The organism is Nonomuraea sp. NPDC050540, assembly GCF_044457485.1.
Lineage (GTDB): Bacteria > Actinomycetota > Actinomycetes > Streptosporangiales > Streptosporangiaceae > Nonomuraea.
In genome coordinates this window covers 146,062-162,172 of the sequence record NZ_JBITHA010000001.1, presented here as the reverse complement: position 1 = coordinate 162,172, position 16,111 = coordinate 146,062, and the positions used below count along the sequence as shown (strand labels likewise).

The window sequence follows — 16,111 nt, the reverse complement described above, 5'->3', positions numbered from 1 at the left end:
ACTTACCTTCCCCGCACACACTTGTCGTACAGGTCAAGCAGGCGACCGTTCGGATCGTATTCCCGCTTGACCGGCCAGTAAGCATCGCCGTTGTACAGCTGCCAGAACTGCTCACGGGCATAGAAACTGGTCGAATATAGCGACTTGTGCCCGTCCAGCTCGTGCACAGAGTTCTCGATGAGCCGGTTGTAGTACCCGTCGAACTGCCCCCGAGGCAACGGGACCAGCCCCCAGAACCCGAAGTTGACATACAGCTTGCCCTGCTCCAGCGGATAGAGCGGCCAGTCGCTCGACGACTTGAGCGGGCACATCCAGACCGGCGTCATGCCGACCTTCTCGTGGAAGAACCGGAGGAAGTCCGCGCCCCGCTCGACCGGCGTCTCCACGTCCTGGATCACCGACTCCTGCACCGGCTGGTCGCGCCACCGGTCGACGCGGGCGGTGAAGCCGTACTTGCGATCGAGGGCGACGAGCCTGCGGTAGACGTCGGAGCGCATGTAGCGGCGCGGCATGAGCGAGCGGACGACCGGCTGCTGCACGCCGAAGGCGCGCGAGCACCAGAACCAGTCGGTGTCCCAGCGCCACAGATAGTCGCGCACGGTCAGCCAGTCGCGGTTGCGCTTGCGGATGGACTGGTAGTAGATGCGCATCCCGGTGTAGTCCGAGACGTACGGGGCGCGCTCGGCGAAGCGGCCGAGCGTGACGTACATCTCGTCGGGGCTGAAGAACACCCCGTCGATGAAGTCGACCTGCTCGCCGTCGTGCACCATCGTGTCGCAGATCTCCTGCATGGCCAGCATGCACTTGTCCGCGTCGGTGAACTTCACGTGCGTGAGATGCACGTACGGCTGGACCGCCTTGAGCTTGATCCGGATGCGCAGCGCGTAGCCGAGCGTGCCGTAGGAGTTCGGGAAGGCGCGGAAGAGGTCGCGGTGCTCGTTGTCGTCGCGGGCGATGACGATGCGCCCGTCGCCGGTGAGGATCTCGAGCTCCTCGACCGACTCGTGCGGCAGACCGTCCCTGAAGCTGGTCGACTCGATGCCCAGACCCGTCACCGCTCCCCCGAGCGTGATCGTCTTGAGCTGCGGCACGACGTACGGCATGAGCCCGTGCGGGAGGGTGGCGTCCACGAGGTTCTCGTAGGTCGTCATCCCCTGGACTTCCGCCGTCATCGTGACCGGATCCACGCTGATGACCTCGTCGAGGTCACGTGCGGAGAGTTTGGCCGTCTTGCCGTTGTCGCGGAACCTGAACAGGTTCGACGTGGCCTTGGCCAGGCGGGGCGCGGCGTCCCCCGGAATCTCGGCGTACGACTGCCGGATGTGCTCTACGGCCCTCTGGTGTGTCGACATGTCTGTCGTCACGGAACACCCCCTGGAGCTGGTAGAGATCGTCCGTAAGACCGTATCTCCCTCCAAACACATAGAACAGACCGGGGTCTGTTAAAGACACGAAAACTGTTCACAGTGCCAGGTCGAGGAGCTACGCCGCGGGCGAATCACCAAACTTCCTGGTGACAATCGCATCGGCCCTGTTGACAACGTTGACTAGTGGCCGCCCGTCGACCGCCGCTTCAAGGTTGTCCATGACGGCCTTGAGCAGGCGTCCCGTCGCCTGTCCCGTGACGCCCGCGATGTGCGGCGACAGCAGGACGCGGTCGAGCCCGAGCAGCGGGTCGTCCGCGGGCAGCGGCTCGGTGGCGAAGACGTCGAGCGCCGCGCCGCCCAGGTGCCCGCCGAGCGCCTCGGCCAGCGCCGCCTGGTCGACGACCTCGCCGCGGGCCGCGTTGACCAGCAGCGCGCCCTGCTTCATCCGCCGCGCGTCGATGAGCCCGCGCGTCTGCTCCGACAGCGCGATGACCACCACGAGCACGTCGGACTCGGCCACGACCGTCTCCAGCGGCGTGTAGGCGGGGTCCTCGCGGGGGGTGCGCGTCCAGTAGGACACCTGGCAGCCGAACGCGCGGAACAACCGGCCGCACTCCGCGCCGATCGGGCCGTGGCCGACGATCCCGACCTTCGACCCGGACAGCTCGCTCGGCTGCAGCTCCTGCTGGGGCCAGCGGCCGGCGCGTACCGCGGCGTCGGCTTCGCGCAGTTTCCTGCGTACGGCCAGCGCCGCCGACACACACCACTCCGCGACCGCCACGGCGCTGACCCCGGCGGTGTTGGCCAGCGGCACCCCTGCGGCGGTCAGGGCCGTCAGGTCGTGCCCGTCCACGCCGACGGACGGCTGCTGCACGAAGGCGAGCCGGGACGCGGCCGCGACCGCCTCGGCGTCGAGCGCGAGCTCGGCCGACCAGTCACCGAGGACGATCTCGGCCTCGGGCAGGGCGTCGAGCATGGCGGCCCGGTCCCGCCTGGCGGGGACGCTCAGCCGTACCCGATCGCCGAGAGGGGTGAGCAGGCCCCGCAGCAGTTCCTCGGGCAGCGGCGGGAGCGCCAGCAGGTTCCAGGGCGTCATGCGCCCACTGTAAAGCTGTTGATCACCTTGCGCATGAGCTCCCGGTGCCGCGGCCACTGCGCCTCGGTGAAGGTCCAGGACAGGACGTAGGCGGTCTCGCCGACCGTCACCGCGCGCCTGACCTCGCGGTAGCGCTGCCCGGCCTGCGCCCAGGCGCTCTCGCCGGGGGCGCCCGCGGCCCGCCAGGTGAACTCCCACTCGACCGCGGTCGCCCCGCGGTGCCTGACGACCTTGCGACCGACCGTGGTGAACTCCTGGCCGCTCTCCTTGAACATCTCCTCGGAGTCGCGCAGGAGCTGGTGCGGGTCGGTCTCGGAGAAGACGGCCTCGACGGCGAGGTGTCCGCGCCGGTCGGGCCTGGTCCAGGTGGCCGAGCCGTCGCCGCGCGCGCCCCGCCAGCCGGTGGGGCGGGAGATCGACCAGCCGTCGGGCGAGGTCCAGACCCGCATCGGCGGCCTGGTCCTGGTCGGGGTGGGGGTCGGCGTCGGTGACAGTGTGGGGCTCGGGGTCGGCGTGGAGACGCTCGGCAGCGGGCTGCTGGCCGCGCGCTGCGCGAGGCGCGGGGTGGGTTCGGCGTCGGCCGACAGGATCGTGTACGCGCTCACGCCCCCGCCGATCACCAGCACGACCGCCGCCACGGCCGCGACGAGCAGCTTGCGGCTGCCCACCTTCTCCACCGACTCCACGGTACGGCCGGCCGCCAGCCCGGCCAGCAGCCGCTCCGCCTCCTCCGGCGCCAGCCGCTCGTGCGGTTCCTTGCGCAGCAGCCCGCGCAGCACGGGATGCATGGCGGGCGGGATGCGCCGGTAGTCGGGCTCCTCGTTGAGCAGCGCGGTGAGCGTGGCCATGGGCTCGCCGCGTTCGAACGGCGAGCGCCCGGTCAGCGCCGCGAACAGGGTGGCGCCCAGCGACCACAGGTCGGAGGCGGGCCCGGCCTCGGCGGCGCGTACCCGCTCGGGCGCGAGGAAGCTGGGCGAGCCGGTGACCATGCCGGTGCTGGTCAGCGACGAGTCGCCTTCGGCGGTGGCGATGCCGAAGTCGGTGAGCACGGCCCTGCCGTCGTCGTCGAGCAGGATGTTGCTCGGTTTGACGTCACGGTGCAGGATGCCCAGCTCGTGCGCGGCGCGCAGCGCGGAGAGCACCTGCCTGCCGACCTCGGCGGCCTGCGGGATGGGCAGCGCGCCGGTGGTGGCCACGATCTCCTCGATGGAGCGTGCCCTGAGCATCTCCATGATGATCCAGGGGCGGCCGTCCTCCTCGACGACGTCGTAGATCGCGACGACCGACGGGTGGTTGAGCCGGGCGGCCGTGCGCGCCTCGCGGGCGGTACGCAAAAGCTGCCGCTCACGGTCGGCGGGTGGGACCCCGTCGGGCAGCAGCACCTCCTTGATCGCGATCTGCCTGTTGAGGAGCGTGTCGCGACCTTCCCAGACCACGCCCATGCCGCCGCGCCCCAGCTCGCGCAGTAACTGGTACCGCCGAGCGACGAGCTGTTCCGAAACCATGTCCAACCTCCACAACAGTGGGCAAGTTTCCCATAAGTGGGAGTGCGGAAGAGTGTGATCACATGAGCCCGGCATGGTTGCGGCCTGCTACCGAAGGTTGTTCTACTGGGGTGGGCGCCCGGCGCCGGGTCGCGCCCGCCGTACCGGAACAGACTTGAGGAGATGTCCATGCGTGAAGGTCCGCTGGCCGGAGTGCGGGTGCTGGAGCTGGCGGGGCTCGCGCCAGGGCCGTTCGCGGGGATGATGCTCGCCGACCACGGCGCCGAGGTATTGCGCGTCGACCGCGTCAAGGCGGTCACCGACAAGCCGCGCACGGACGTGATGGACCGCGGCAAACAGACCGTCGGCCTCGATCTGAAGTCGCCCGAGGGCGTGCGCGCGTTCAAGGAACTGGCGCGGAACGCGGACGTGGTCATCGAGGTGTTCCGCCCCGGTGTCGCGGAACGCCTCGGCATCGGCCCCGCCGACCTGCACGAGATCAACCCGAGGCTCGTCTACGGCCGCATGACCGGCTGGGGCCAGGACGGGCCGCTGGCCCCGACCGCCGGGCACGACATCGACTACATCGCGATCTCCGGCATCCTGTCGATGCTCGGCCGCGCGGGCGACAAGCCGACGCCGCCGATCAACATACTCGGCGACTTCGCCGGTGGCGGGCTGATGCTGGCGTACGGCGTGCTGCTGGCCCTTTTCGAGCGCGAACGCACCGGGAAGGGCCGGGTGATCGACGCCGCGATGGTGGACGGCGCCTCGATCCTGTTCGCGATGTTCCACCACGGCGTGCAGTCCGGCTTCTGGGGCCCGCGCGGCACCAACCTGCTCGACACCGGCGCCCCCATGTACGACACCTACGAGACCGCCGACGGGGGGTTCGTGGCGGTCGGCTCGCTGGAGCCGCAGTTCTGGGACGAGATGGTCCGCCTCATGGAGCTGAGCGACCTGCCCGACCGCGGCGACAGGGAGCAGTGGCCCGCGCTCAAGGCCCGGCTCGCGGACGCCTTCAGGTCGAGGACCAGAGCCGAATGGGAGGCCGTCTTCGACGGCTCCGACGCCTGCGTCTCCCCCGTGCTGACCATGGGCGAGGCCGTCGAACACCCGCACAACGCGGCCAGGGAGAGCTTCGTCCAGGTCGGCGAGTACCGGCAGCCGATGCCGGCGCCGCGCCTGCTCGGCGCCCCCGCGCCCGATCTGTCCCCCGCCACCCGGCTGGCCGACCTGTCGGCGTGGGGACTCGACGCCGCGGAAGCCGACAAACTCCGCGAAGCGGGGATACTGGCCTGATGGAGATCTTCGAGGCCCTCTACACGACGCGCGCGATGCGCCGGGTGAAGCCCGACCCCATCCCGACGGAGGTGCAGCGCTCGATCCTGGACGCCGCCATCCGCGCCCCCACCGGCGGCAACGCCCAGAACTGGCGCTTTTTGCTAGCCGACGACCCCGCTCTGAGGGCCGAGCTCGCGCCGCTCTACCAGGACGGCCTGCGCCGCCTGTTCGGGACTCACTACAAGGAGGCGATCGACCAGGCCGACGACCAGGCCGACCGCGTCTTCACCTCCGCCCGGTACCTGGCCGACCACTTCGACGGCTACCCGCTGCTGCTGTTCGCGTTCGTCCAGCACGACCCGAGCGGCGGCTCCATCTTCCCCGCCGTCTGGAACGCCCAGCTCGCCGCCCGCGCCCACGGCGTCGGCACCGCGCTGACCACCATCCTCGGCATATTCCACCCGAAGGAGACGATGCGCCTGCTCGGTGTTCCCGAAGACGAAGGCTGGTGGCTGGCCTGCACGGTGACCTTCGGCTACCCGACCGGCCGCTGGGGCGTGGCGCCCCGCCGTCCCGTCCACGAGGTCAGCTACCGCAACCGCTGGGGCGACCCGGTCGGCTTCACCGTGGACGAGCCGCTGTGGAGCCCACCGGCCCCGCGCGGAGAGGGGTGACGCCCACCTGATTTCCCCGGCCTGACCGCCCAGTCGCAGGCGCGAGCGATGCGGCGGCTCCGTGACAGCACCTCTGAACCCCCGGAGCTGACCCATGCACGAACCACCGGCGCGCCTGCGCACAAGCATCGACCTGCTCGACGGCGACCTGTACGCCGACGACCCCCTGCCGCTCTACGCCTGGCTGCGCGAGCACTCCCCCGCCCACTACGACGCCGCCAACGACCTGTGGGGCATCTCCCGCCACGCCGACATCTGCGCCATCGAACGCGACGCCAAGCTCTGGACCAGCACCGGCGGCTACCGTCCCCAGCTGCCCTCCGATCCGTCCATGATCGGCATGGACGACCCCGAGCACGCCGAGCGCCGCCGCCTCGTCTACCGCCGCTTCACGCCGCGCCACGTGCACGAACGCTACGCCGACCGGATCCGGTCCGTGGTCACCGAACAGATCGACCAGGCCCTGGCGGAAGGCACCGTGGACGCCGTACCGGCCCTGGCCGCACCGCTTCCCGCCCGCATGATCGGCTGGCTGCTCGGCTTCCCCGACGCGGACTGGCCCAAGCTCAAACACTGGTCGGAGACCACGATCGCGGCCGGCGGCGGCCTGCGCTACGTCACCCACGAGGCCGCCGTCGCCGCCGGCGAGTTCGGCCTCGCCGTCCTGGACCTGGCCGCCGAGCGCCGCGCCTGCCCCCGCGACGACCTCCTGTCGGTATGGTCGGCCCGCCCCGACTACGACGACGAACACCTGGCCAACGAGGCCCTCCTTCTGCTCGACGGCGGCGCCGAGACCACCCGCACCGTGATCGCCACCGCCCTGGACGCCCTCATCCGCCACCCCGCCCAATGGCGCCACCTGCGCGAGAACCCCTCCCAGATCGACACCGCCGTCGAGGAGTTCATCCGCTGGACCACGCCCATCCTCAACATGTGCCGCACCGCCACCCGCGACACCACCCTCCACGGCCAGACCATCAGAAAGGGCCAGCAGGTCCTTCTCATGTACGGCTCCGCCAACCGCGACCCGGCGGTCTTCGACGACCCCGACACCTTCGACATCACCCGCAAACCCGGCGGCCACATCGCCTTCGGCCTCGGCACCCACTTCTGCCTGGGGGCGGCGCTGGCACGGCTGGAGCTCAAGATCTTCTTCGAGGAGTGGGTGGGCCGCGTGGAGTCGGCGGCCTGGGCGGACGCCGACGGTCCCCGCCTGATGCGCAACTCCTTCGTCCGAGGCGTCACGTCCTTCCCCATCACCCTCCGCCCCCGCCGCCAGTAGCACCGCCCCACCCTGGGGGCCGGGGCATCGCCTTGGTCCTCCCCGCACGATCCGAGGCGGGTCCCCTGGTTCCCCGGCCACGGCGCCGTGGCCGTGCCCCGGTCGCGCGGGGGGTCAGGCGTGGGTTGTGAGGGGGTGGTAGGGCTTCAGGGTGATCGAGTCGTGGAGGCGGAGGCCGTTGGCGCTCAGCTTGGCCAGGCGGCGGGTCAAGGGGCTGGGGAGGTGGTTGATCAGGCGAGCCCCTTGGGCCAGGGCCCAGACGTCCAGGCGCGTCGTGGGGACCAGGCGTTGGGCGGCCGCCACGGCGAAGGTGCGGCTCCGCCGTACATAGTCGGAAATTTCGTGTTCGTAGGCCGGGAAAGCGCGCGTGTGGTCCCCGCCGTGCGCGGCCAGTTCGCCGGCCAGCACGTACGCGCCCACGACCGCCAGGCTCGTGCTCCCGCCCACCGCCGGACCGGGGCAGTAGCCCGCGTCGCCGACCAGCGTGACCCGGCCGCGTGACCACGTGTCCAGGCGGAGCTGGGTCACCGAGTCGAAGTAGAAGGTCCCCGCGGCGTCGGCCTCGTCCAGGAGGCGGGGAATCTCCCAGCCCATGCCGGAGAAGGCCTCGCGGAGCAGTCGCTTCTGCCTGGGCACGTCGCGGTGGTGGTAGCCGAGCGGGGCGTCGGGACGGAACAGGAACAGGGCCCGCGCGTCGGGCAGGCGGTCGGCGCCGTAGATCCCGGCGATCCTGCCGACCTCGGCGGCGACCTCCATCCGCCCGTCCAGCCCCAGGTAGTTGGGAACGGACGCGACCGCCAGGTACGCGCCGATCCAGTGCTCCTCGGCGTCCCCGAACGTCAGGCGGCGCACGTTCGAGTGCAGGCCGTCGGCCCCCACCACGAGGCCGAAGCACCGGGGCGGCCCCTTCTCGAAGGTCACCTCGCCGTCGGCGGAGATGGAGGTGATGGAGTCGCCGAAGATGTACTCGGCGCCGTCGCGGGAGCGCTCGTAGAAGATCTCGCTGAGGTCGTCGCGCATGATCTCCACGTGCCGGTCGGAGACGGCCGTGACGAGGCGGCCGAGCTCCAGCCCGACCGGGCGCTTGCCTGCGCGGTGGTAGGTGAGGTGGCTGGTGCCGGTCTTGGCCTGTTCGAGCTGGTCGAGGACGCCCATGCGCTCGGCGATGTCCATGGCGGGGCGGAACAGGTCCACCGCGTGGCCGCCGCTCTTGCGCAGCGTGGGCGCGCGTTCCACGACCGTGACCGCGAACCCGTGGCGGGCCAGCCAGTAGGCGAGGACGGGACCGGCGACGCTGGCGCCGGAGATGAGGACGCGCATGCCTTTACCTAACGGTAGGTAAGTAGCTGACTTAACGGAAGGTAAGTCATACTGAGGCCCATGGCAAGACCCGGTGACACCAAGAGCCGCATCCAGGCCGTCGCCCGTGAGTTGTTCCTGGCCAAGGGCATGCAGCAGACGAGCCTGCAGGACATCGCCGACCGGCTCGGCATCACCAAACCGGCGCTCTACTACCACTTCTCCTCCCGCGAGGAGCTGGTACGCAGCATCATCGAGCCGATGTTCCAGGACGGCGAGGCGTACGTGTCACGGCTGGAGGCACTGGAGGAGGTCCACGTCCCCGAGCTGCTCAGGGAGTACTTCGACTTCCACTACCGGCACCGGGACATGGTGATGTTCATGCTCAGGGAGATGATCTCGCTGAGCGGCCAGGGGCTGATCGACTGGGCGTTCACCTCACGGGAGCGGCTGACCGTGCTCCTCGTGGGGGAGAATCCGACGCTGGAGCAGGCCACGCGTGCGACGGTCGCGCTGGGCGGGGTGGCCGACTGCGCCGTGCAGTTCGTGGACGCGCCCGCGGACCAACTGCGGGCCGCGGCCGTGCGCGCCGGATGCGACGCGCTCGGCCTGCCGTCAGATCGCTAGGTAGAGGTCGGCGCCGTCCGCGTGGTGGATCTCCAGGTCCGTGGTGAAGGCGCGCGCCGGGCTGCCGCCGGACTCGGTGTGCTTCCAGACGTGCTGCCAGGCCTCGATGAGCGCCTGCGGCATCGGTCCGCGCGCCGCCAGTGTCAGCGCCTGGCCGGCCGGCACGCGTACCGCGACCATCCCTTCCGGCAGCCTTGGAACGGTCCGTACCCCGACCCCGAGAATCTGCGTGTAGGCGCCGTGATGGTCGCTTTCGTAGTCCGTGAGGACCGCGTAGAGGTTCTCGTCCGTTCGCCCCGGAACATGGGCGAACGCACCCGGCGCCCCCGCCCGCTGCCATTGCGCGGGCAGCTTCGCGCGCGAGGGATCCATCTCGTCGGCGTTCGTCGTGCGGACGGCGTAGCCGACCACCAGCAGTTCGGCGCGTTCTGTGACGTCCACTGCTCCTCCATCCCCCATAAGTATCCAGGGCCGATCATATGGCGGGACTTGACCGGCTACCGCATAGGATGGACGAACGTGAAGTTTCTCAACGGACTCGAGCCGTCCTACGACCTGACCTACAGCGACGTGTTCATGGTCCCGTCGCGTTCCTCGGTCGGATCCCGGCTCGGCGTCGACCTCTCGACGAACGACGGCACGGGCACCACCATCCCCCTCGTCGTGGCGAACATGACCGCCGTGGCCGGCCGTCGCATGGCCGAGACGGTGGCACGGCGGGGCGGCATCACCGTCATCCCGCAGGACATCCCGATCGACGTGGTGACCGACGTCGTCGACTGGGTCAAGAAGCGCGACCTGGTCCACGACACCCCGCTCACCCTCACGCCCCACGACACCGTCGGCGAGGCGCTCAACCTGCTGCCCAAGCGCGCCCACGGCGCGGTCATCGTGGTCGACTGGGAGAACCGCCCGGTCGGCGTGGTGACCGACGCCGACTGCCAGGGCGTGGACATGTACACCCAGCTCTCGCAGGTGATGTCCACCGAGCTCCTGACGCTGCCCGCCGGGCTGGACCCGCGCGTGGCCTTCGACCGCCTGCACGACGGCCGCCACCGCCTGGCCCCCATCGTCGACGGCGAGGGCCGCCTGATCGGCATCCTCACCCGGACCGGCGCGCTACGCGCCACCCTCTACGACCCCGCGCTCGACGCCGCGGGCAAGCTGCGGATCGCCGCCGCCGTCGGCGTCAACGGCGACGTGGCCGCCAAGGCGAAGGAACTGCTGGAGGCGGGCATCGACGTCCTGGTCGTGGACACGGCGCACGGCCACCAGGAGAAGATGATCTCGGCGCTGCGCGCGGTGCGGGCTCTGGACCCGTCCGTGCCGGTCGCGGCCGGAAACGTCGTGACAGCCGAGGGTGTACGCGACCTCGTGGACGCCGGAGCCGACATCCTCAAGGTCGGCGTCGGCCCGGGCGCCATGTGCACCACCCGGATGATGACCGGCGTCGGGCGGCCCCAGTTCTCCGCCGTCCTGGAGTGCTCCGCCGAGGCCCGCCGCCTGGGGCGGCACGTGTGGGCCGACGGCGGCGTACGGCACCCGCGTGACGTCGCGCTCGCGCTGGCCGCCGGGGCTTCCAACGTGATGATCGGATCCTGGTTCGCCGGCACGTACGAGTCGCCCGGTGACACCCGCACCGCGGCCGACGGCCGCAAGTACAAGGAGAACTTCGGCATGGCCTCGGCGCGGGCCGTACGCCTGCGTACCGCCGAGGACAGTCCTTTCGACCGGGCCCGCAAGGCGTTGTTCGAGGAGGGCATCTCCACCTCCCGCATGTACCTGGACCCGGTGCGCCCGAGCGTCGAGGACCAGATCGACGCCATCGTGGCCGGCCTCAGGTCCTCGTGCACCTACGCGGGCGCCACGACGCTCGAGGAGTTCTACGAGCGGGCCGTGGTCGGCATCCAGTCGTCCTCCGGCTACACCGAGGGCATGCCGCTCCACCAGAGCTGGTGATCACTCCTGGCCGACGTGGATGGTCGTGCCCGTGACGAGCCTCGCCATCTCCCCGGCCAGGAAGACCGCCACCGCCGCGGCGCCGGACAGATCGCCCGGCGGCCGTCCCGGCGCGATCGCGTTGACCCGGATCGGCGCCAGCTCCGCCGCCAGCGAGGCGGTGAGGCCGGCCACCGCGGCGGTCATCGCGGCCTGGATCGCGAAGCCCGGGGCCGCCCCGATGTTGATGATCGACGAGCCCGCCCGCATCAGCGGCAGCAGGCGCCGGATCATGGCCGTGAGCTGGGTGAAGTTCTCCTCGATGAGGGTACGCTCGCCCATGGCCGTGGTTTCGGCGAAACTCGTGTGGCAGGCACCGCCCGCGCTGTTGACCAGGATGTCCACCCGCCCATAGCGCTCTTCCACCGCGCGGGCGAACACATCGGCGGCCACCGGGTCGCGGACGTCGAGCGTCATCGCCAGCCCCTGCCCGCCCGCGATCTTGACCCGGTCGCAGACCGCCACCGACGCCCCGAAGGCCTCGAACGCCTCCGCCACCACCCGCCCGACCCCCTCGGCGCCTCCCGTGACCACGGCGACGCGCCCGGTGAGCAGGATCCCATCGGGAGAAAGGGCCATCCCGACAGCATAGAGTCGTCGGGTCCATTCGTTTCGTTCATCAGGAGTACTTTCGTGGCACTCGAGAAGCCGGAGATCGACTTCCCGGAGGGCAACCCGCCCACCGACCTGGAGATCGTCGACCTGGTCACGGGCGACGGCCCCGAGGCCAAGCCCGGACACACGGTCAACGTCCACTACGTCGGCGTCGCCTTCTCCACCGGCGAGGAGTTCGACGCGTCGTGGAACCGGGGCGAGGCGTTCGCGTTCCCGCTCGGCGGCGGGCGCGTCATCGCCGGCTGGGACCAGGGCGTCGCGGGCATGAAGGTCGGCGGCCGGCGCAAGCTGGTCATCCCGCCGCACCTCGGCTACGGCAACCGGGGCGCCGGCGCCCGCATCAAGCCGGGCGAGACTCTCATCTTCGTGGTGGACCTGCTCTCGGTCGGTTAGTCGGCTGTTCGGGTGTCGCCGCGTCCCTGACGGGCGCGGCGGCGCCTTTCGGCGCGCGCTAGCATGCCGGGCATGCGATCTGTGCGCGACTTCTTCGCCGGTGTCGGCTTTTTCGTTCAAGGGCTGGGCTGGGTGGCACGTAACGGGCGTTGGTGGCTCTTCGGCCTGATCCCCGCGCTGATCGCCTTCGCGGTCTACGTGGCGGCGCTGGTCTACCTGGGCAACAACGCCATCGAACTGGCCAACTGGATGACGCCGTTCGCCGACACCTGGGGCTGGCGGGACGCGTTCCGGGTGATGATCGCGATCGTCGTGTTCGTGGGCGGGCTGGCGCTGGCGGTGGTGACGTTCACCGCGATCACACTGGTGATCGGGGAGCCGTTCTACGAGAAGCTGTCGGCGACGGTGGACGTGGTGCCAGGGTATGAGGAACTGCCCTGGTGGCGGACGCTGCCCCGGTCGATCAGGGACAGCCTGGTGACGTTGGGGTGGGTACTGTTGATCACCGTTCCGCTGTTCTTCCTCGGTTTCATCCCGGTGGTGGGCCAGACGGTGATCCCGGTGATAGGCGCCGCCGTTTCCGGATTTTTCCTGACAGTGGAGCTCACGACCCTTTCGATGGAAAGGCGGGGGTTGGCGCGCAAGCAGCGATTCGCCCTGCTCCGCGGAAACAAGCCGGCCGCGCTGGGGTTCGGGGTGGCGGTGTTCCTGCTGTTCCTGGTCCCCTTCGTCGCCGTGATCGCCATGCCGGCCGCGGTGGCGGGCGCCGCCCTCCTGGTCCGCAACCGCCTGTCCCCCGCTTAGCCGTCCTTTTCCGCGTACGGCCCGCGTAGCCGTCCTTTTCCGGGTACGGCCCGCGTAGCCGTCCTGCCGGAACAGCCCGCGTAGCCCGTCCTGCCGGAACAGCCCGCGTAGCCGTCCTTCTGGCATGGCCCGCGTTATCCACAGCCGGGCCCGCCCCAACCCCGCTCCGTCCCCAGAACGCCTTTCGGCCCCCCGGCCGCACCCCCGTCCACGGCACCCTCATGCCCCATGACCCCGTGCCTCACCCTGCTCTCCCCGTCCGACATCCTCGCCGCGGTGCCGTACCTGGTCGGCTTCCACCCGTCGGAAAGCCTGATCGTGATCGGCATGGCCGCCGACCAGGCCCAGATCGCGGCCCGCTGGAGCCTGCCCCTGCCCGAGGACGCCCTCGCTCCCCTGACCCCGGTCCTGGAGCGGGAGAAGATCACCGAACTGATCCTCGTCGGCTACGGCGCCGGCCCGCTGGTGACCCCGGCGATCGACGAGGCCAGACGCCTGGCGGCGGCGGAGGGTGTGAAGATCGGCGAAGCCCTGCGAGCGGAGGACGGCCGCTACTGGTCCTACACCTGCGACCTCCCCCACTGCTGCCCGCCCACGGGCACCCCCTACGACCCCACGACCAGCCCCGTGGCCGCCGAGGCGACGGTCCACGGCATGGTGGCCCTCCCCGACCGCCAGACCCTGGAACGCACCATCGCCCCGTGCACCGGCCCGGTCCGCATGTCGATGCGCGCCGCCACGGCCACCGCCGTCGCCGACCTCCGCACCCGCCTGGCGAATTCAGAAGACACCGAGGCCTTCGCCCGCAAGTTCGTGGCCGAGGGCCTGGTGAGGGTCCGCGCCGCCATCGCCTCCCACGCCGCCGGCCGCCGCCTCGACGACACGGAAGCCGCCAAACTCGGCCTGGACCTCACGATCATCCGCATCCGGGACGAGGCCTGGACCCTCATGGACGACGCCCACACCCCACTCTGGAAGGACCTGACCCGCAGGCTGGAGCCCCGCTTCGTCCCCGCGGCCGCTTCCCTGCTGGCCATGTCCAGCTGGCGCTCCGGTGACAGTGTTCTGGCCGTCATCGCCCTCGAACGCGCCCTGACCACAGACCCCGCCTACTCCATGGCCAACCTGCTGATGCACGCCCTGCAGCACCTCATGCCGCCCTCACTCCTGCGCGGTCGCCTGCCCACCCCCGCCGAACTGGACACCGCCATGGGCACCCCAAGAGCCGCCTGGCTCCTCCCCCTGACCACCCTCCTGGACGACCCCGCAGACGCCATAACCGTCTGACCCCACCCCGCAGGCCCCACCACGACCCACCCCACAGTGCCGTCACGATCTGCCCCGCGAACGCCGCCACATCCCAGCTCACCACCCGAGCGCACTCCGCCACGCCCCAACCCACCACCCGGCGGATGCCGTAACGGCCTGCCCCACCACCCGAGCCCACCCCGCCACGCCCCAACCCACCACGCTGCGGATGCCGCAGCGGCCTGCCCCACCACCACGCGGATGCCGTTGGGACCTGATCCCACCACCCGGCGGCTGAGGCCACGACCATCTGACGCCCCGCCCCGGCCGCTGCTGCGACACGACCCACCAGGACCCCTTGGCGGCCTGACCCATCACCCCCGGGCACCCGACGGGCACCACACCACCACCGGGGCGGCCACTTCCAGGGCTGCTCGGAGACGGGCAGGAAGATTGCGAGCACACGAAAAGGGCACGCGCCAGAGCGGCGCGTACCCCGAGGGCAGGCGGGCTACAGCCCGCCCTCCTCCCTGCGCCGCTTCTCGTTGTAGGCGCGCATGCGCTGCGGATACCCCGTCAGCTGCACGTCGTACACGGGCAGCGCCAGGTCACGGGCGACCTTGTGGATGACGGCGGGCGAGCCCACCCGTCGCCGGGTCCACTCCCCGTCGTCGGCCACGGCGACGGCCGTGGTGTCGGTGGCAAAGGTCTCCGGTTCGACGTAGAACTCGACGCCGCGCCGCGACTTGGCAAAGGCGATGAGCGCTTCGATGTCGGCGTCCGTCGCCTCCCGGTCGAACTTTGCGACCTTCGGCCCGCGCAGACGCCGGAGCCCATAGCGGTCTCGCCATCTCATGGTTCCTTTTTATATCGGTTTCGCGTCCGCCGCGTCGGGGCTGTTCTAAGGGAGACTTCGGGGTTCCTCCCGATCCCACATCACCGGAAAAGGATGCAGCATAGGACCAGACCGCCTGAGCTAAGGAGAGGCATGGCCGCGATGACAGAGGCACCCACACCCCCGGGCGGCCCGGGACCCGTGCCCCAAGCCCAACTGCGGGTGACCAACCAGGACCGCGAGCACGTCGTGGAGCACGTCCAGGCCGCCTATGCCGAGGGCCGGTTCGACAAGCACGAGTTCGACGACCGCCTCGAACGCGCCATGACCGCGCGCACGCACGGCGACCTCATGCCCATCATGACGGAGCTGTACGGCTCGCGCCCCGCAGCCCACCTGCACCAGACAGCGGCCCCGGCACCGCCGAAGCACCACGGCCCCACGGAGAGCAACGAACGCCTGGGCGCATCCGCGGCCCACCTCGTGGCGCTGATCGGCTTTCCCATCATCGGCCCGCTGATCCTCCTGCTGACCGGCGGCAAAACCTCGCCGTACATCCGCCGCCACGCCTTGGAGTCGCTCAACTTCCACCTCACGGTGACCGGTGCGACGTTCCTGCTCCCGTTCACCATCGTGGGCGTCATCTTGCTGCCGGTCATCTGGATCGCCGCGGTCATCCTGTCGATCGCCGGAGGCGTGGCCGCTCTGTCGGAGAACGAGTTCCGCTACCCCCTGACGGTCCGCCTGATCAAATAGCCGCGACCGCGACCCGACCACCAGTCTCCAGCCACCAGCCAGGCGACCAGAGAGGGGCCTCCGGCCTCCCACCAAACGCCGGCCACGCTAGACCCTTCGGCCCACCCGGCTCCCGCCGAAAAGCGGGAGACCCGGGCCCACCCAGCACCGCCCACACGGATTTCCAGGCACACATGCGCGGCCGGGCCCACAGGACCTCAGCTCCACGCGGAACCCAAGTCCGGACGCAGCCCAGCCTCACGCGGGCACCCGGCTCCACGCGGAACCCAAGTCCGGACGCAGCCCAGCCTCACGCGGGCACCCGGCTCCACGCGGAACCCAAGTCCGGACGCAGCCCAGCCTCACGCGG

16 protein-coding genes are annotated in these 16,111 nt (G+C 70.5%); 9 read left to right on the top strand and 7 right to left on the bottom strand.

The window, feature by feature from the left end:
• Nucleotides 1-2: 2 nt before the first annotated feature.
• The 3 genes from ACIBI5_RS00815 to ACIBI5_RS00805 form a co-directional block, all read right to left on the bottom strand.
• Nucleotides 3-1,352 carry an FAD-binding oxidoreductase gene (locus tag ACIBI5_RS00815; RefSeq protein WP_397241799.1) on the bottom strand — a complete coding sequence of 450 codons (1,350 nt, stop codon included), beginning with the start codon at nt 1,350-1,352 and terminating at the stop codon, nt 3-5.
• Nucleotides 1,353-1,482: 130 nt separating this feature from the next.
• On the bottom strand, nt 1,483-2,463 hold the full coding sequence (locus ACIBI5_RS00810) for an NAD(P)-dependent oxidoreductase (RefSeq protein ID WP_397241797.1): 981 nt from the start codon (nt 2,461-2,463) through the stop codon (nt 1,483-1,485).
• Nucleotides 2,460-3,968 (bottom strand): serine/threonine-protein kinase, encoded by a 1,509-nt coding sequence (locus tag ACIBI5_RS00805; protein ID WP_397241795.1) that lies wholly within the window; start codon nt 3,966-3,968, stop codon nt 2,460-2,462. Before ACIBI5_RS00805 ends, ACIBI5_RS00810 begins: the two co-directional genes overlap by 4 nt.
• A 168-nt stretch (nt 3,969-4,136) precedes the next feature.
• Between ACIBI5_RS00805 and ACIBI5_RS00800 the strand changes: the two genes are divergently transcribed.
• From ACIBI5_RS00800 to ACIBI5_RS00790, 3 genes are all read left to right on the top strand, one after another.
• Complete coding sequence (locus tag ACIBI5_RS00800) at nt 4,137-5,249, top strand: CaiB/BaiF CoA transferase family protein (RefSeq protein ID WP_397241793.1); 1,113 nt, start codon at nt 4,137-4,139, stop codon at nt 5,247-5,249.
• A complete protein-coding gene (locus tag ACIBI5_RS00795; RefSeq protein ID WP_397241791.1) occupies nt 5,249-5,905 on the top strand; it encodes a nitroreductase family protein in 657 nt (218 codons plus the stop codon). Before ACIBI5_RS00800 ends, ACIBI5_RS00795 begins: the two co-directional genes overlap by 1 nt.
• 94 nt (nt 5,906-5,999) lie before the next feature.
• Nucleotides 6,000-7,187, top strand: a complete 1,188-nt coding sequence (locus tag ACIBI5_RS00790; RefSeq protein WP_397241789.1) for a cytochrome P450 — start codon at nt 6,000-6,002, stop codon at nt 7,185-7,187.
• A 114-nt stretch (nt 7,188-7,301) separates the two neighbouring features.
• On the opposite strand, the gene ACIBI5_RS00785 is transcribed toward ACIBI5_RS00790, so the two are convergent.
• Entirely contained in the window at nt 7,302-8,507 is a 1,206-nt protein-coding gene (locus tag ACIBI5_RS00785; RefSeq protein ID WP_397241787.1) for an FAD-dependent monooxygenase, read from the bottom strand.
• A gap of 60 nt (nt 8,508-8,567) precedes the next feature.
• On the opposite strand from ACIBI5_RS00785, the gene ACIBI5_RS00780 reads away from it, so the two are divergent.
• Entirely contained in the window at nt 8,568-9,113 is a 546-nt protein-coding gene (locus ACIBI5_RS00780; protein WP_397241785.1) for a TetR/AcrR family transcriptional regulator, read from the top strand.
• Here ACIBI5_RS00780 and ACIBI5_RS00775 read toward each other — a convergent pair.
• Entirely contained in the window at nt 9,102-9,554 is a 453-nt protein-coding gene (locus tag ACIBI5_RS00775) for a GyrI-like domain-containing protein (protein WP_379609391.1), read from the bottom strand. The two genes, ACIBI5_RS00780 and ACIBI5_RS00775, sit on opposite strands and share 12 nt — an antisense overlap.
• Nucleotides 9,555-9,632: 78 nt before the next feature.
• On the opposite strand from ACIBI5_RS00775, the gene ACIBI5_RS00770 reads away from it, so the two are divergent.
• Nucleotides 9,633-11,072 (top strand): GuaB1 family IMP dehydrogenase-related protein, encoded by a 1,440-nt coding sequence (locus ACIBI5_RS00770; protein WP_397241783.1) that lies wholly within the window; start codon nt 9,633-9,635, stop codon nt 11,070-11,072.
• On the opposite strand, the gene ACIBI5_RS00765 is transcribed toward ACIBI5_RS00770, so the two are convergent.
• Complete coding sequence (locus ACIBI5_RS00765; RefSeq protein WP_397241781.1) at nt 11,073-11,690, bottom strand: SDR family NAD(P)-dependent oxidoreductase; 618 nt, start codon at nt 11,688-11,690, stop codon at nt 11,073-11,075.
• A 54-nt stretch (nt 11,691-11,744) separates the two neighbouring features.
• On the opposite strand from ACIBI5_RS00765, the gene ACIBI5_RS00760 reads away from it, so the two are divergent.
• The 3 genes from ACIBI5_RS00760 to ACIBI5_RS00750 all read left to right on the top strand — a co-directional run bounded on the left by ACIBI5_RS00760 (nt 11,745) and on the right by ACIBI5_RS00750 (nt 14,210).
• Nucleotides 11,745-12,119, top strand: a complete 375-nt coding sequence (locus ACIBI5_RS00760) for an FKBP-type peptidyl-prolyl cis-trans isomerase (RefSeq protein WP_184973397.1) — start codon at nt 11,745-11,747, stop codon at nt 12,117-12,119.
• Between the two features lie 72 nt (nt 12,120-12,191).
• The gene (locus tag ACIBI5_RS00755; protein ID WP_397241779.1) at nt 12,192-12,923 is read left to right on the top strand and encodes an EI24 domain-containing protein; all 732 of its coding nucleotides are present in this window, start codon (nt 12,192-12,194) and stop codon (nt 12,921-12,923) included.
• A 228-nt stretch (nt 12,924-13,151) separates the two neighbouring features.
• Nucleotides 13,152-14,210 (top strand): DUF4192 domain-containing protein, encoded by a 1,059-nt coding sequence (locus ACIBI5_RS00750; RefSeq protein ID WP_397241777.1) that lies wholly within the window; start codon nt 13,152-13,154, stop codon nt 14,208-14,210.
• A 472-nt stretch (nt 14,211-14,682) separates the two neighbouring features.
• Here the strand turns inward: ACIBI5_RS00750 and ACIBI5_RS00745 are convergent, their stop codons facing one another.
• A complete protein-coding gene (locus tag ACIBI5_RS00745; RefSeq protein ID WP_184973393.1) occupies nt 14,683-15,027 on the bottom strand; it encodes a hypothetical protein in 345 nt (114 codons plus the stop codon).
• A gap of 132 nt (nt 15,028-15,159) precedes the next feature.
• Between ACIBI5_RS00745 and ACIBI5_RS00740 the strand changes: the two genes are divergently transcribed.
• Nucleotides 15,160-15,762: a DUF1707 and DUF4870 domain-containing protein gene (locus ACIBI5_RS00740; protein WP_397241775.1), complete on the top strand. Its 603-nt coding sequence runs from the start codon at nt 15,160-15,162 to the stop codon at nt 15,760-15,762.
• The last annotated feature ends 349 nt before the right edge of the window (nt 15,763-16,111 follow it).

Bases quoted from the DNA above. Each gene is read 5' to 3' on its own strand.
- ACIBI5_RS00790 (WP_397241789.1), top strand. From the start codon at position 6,000: ATGCACGAACCACCGGCGCGCCTGCGCACAAGCATCGACCTGCTCGAC.
- ACIBI5_RS00780 (WP_397241785.1), top strand. From the start codon at position 8,568: ATGGCAAGACCCGGTGACACCAAGAGCCGCATCCAGGCCGTCGCCCGT.
- ACIBI5_RS00755 (WP_397241779.1), top strand. From the start codon at position 12,192: ATGCGATCTGTGCGCGACTTCTTCGCCGGTGTCGGCTTTTTCGTTCAA.
- ACIBI5_RS00800 (WP_397241793.1), top strand. From the start codon at position 4,137: ATGCGTGAAGGTCCGCTGGCCGGAGTGCGGGTGCTGGAGCTGGCGGGG.
- ACIBI5_RS00795 (WP_397241791.1), top strand. From the start codon at position 5,249: ATGGAGATCTTCGAGGCCCTCTACACGACGCGCGCGATGCGCCGGGTG.
- ACIBI5_RS00805 (WP_397241795.1), bottom strand. From the start codon at position 3,968: ATGGTTTCGGAACAGCTCGTCGCTCGGCGGTACCAGTTACTGCGCGAG.
- ACIBI5_RS00750 (WP_397241777.1), top strand. From the start codon at position 13,152: ATGACCCCGTGCCTCACCCTGCTCTCCCCGTCCGACATCCTCGCCGCG.
- ACIBI5_RS00765 (WP_397241781.1), bottom strand. From the start codon at position 11,690: ATGGCCCTTTCTCCCGATGGGATCCTGCTCACCGGGCGCGTCGCCGTG.
- ACIBI5_RS00785 (WP_397241787.1), bottom strand. From the start codon at position 8,507: ATGCGCGTCCTCATCTCCGGCGCCAGCGTCGCCGGTCCCGTCCTCGCC.
- ACIBI5_RS00745 (WP_184973393.1), bottom strand. From the start codon at position 15,027: ATGAGATGGCGAGACCGCTATGGGCTCCGGCGTCTGCGCGGGCCGAAG.
- ACIBI5_RS00740 (WP_397241775.1), top strand. From the start codon at position 15,160: ATGGCCGCGATGACAGAGGCACCCACACCCCCGGGCGGCCCGGGACCC.
- ACIBI5_RS00815 (WP_397241799.1), bottom strand. From the start codon at position 1,352: ATGTCGACACACCAGAGGGCCGTAGAGCACATCCGGCAGTCGTACGCC.
- ACIBI5_RS00810 (WP_397241797.1), bottom strand. From the start codon at position 2,463: ATGACGCCCTGGAACCTGCTGGCGCTCCCGCCGCTGCCCGAGGAACTG.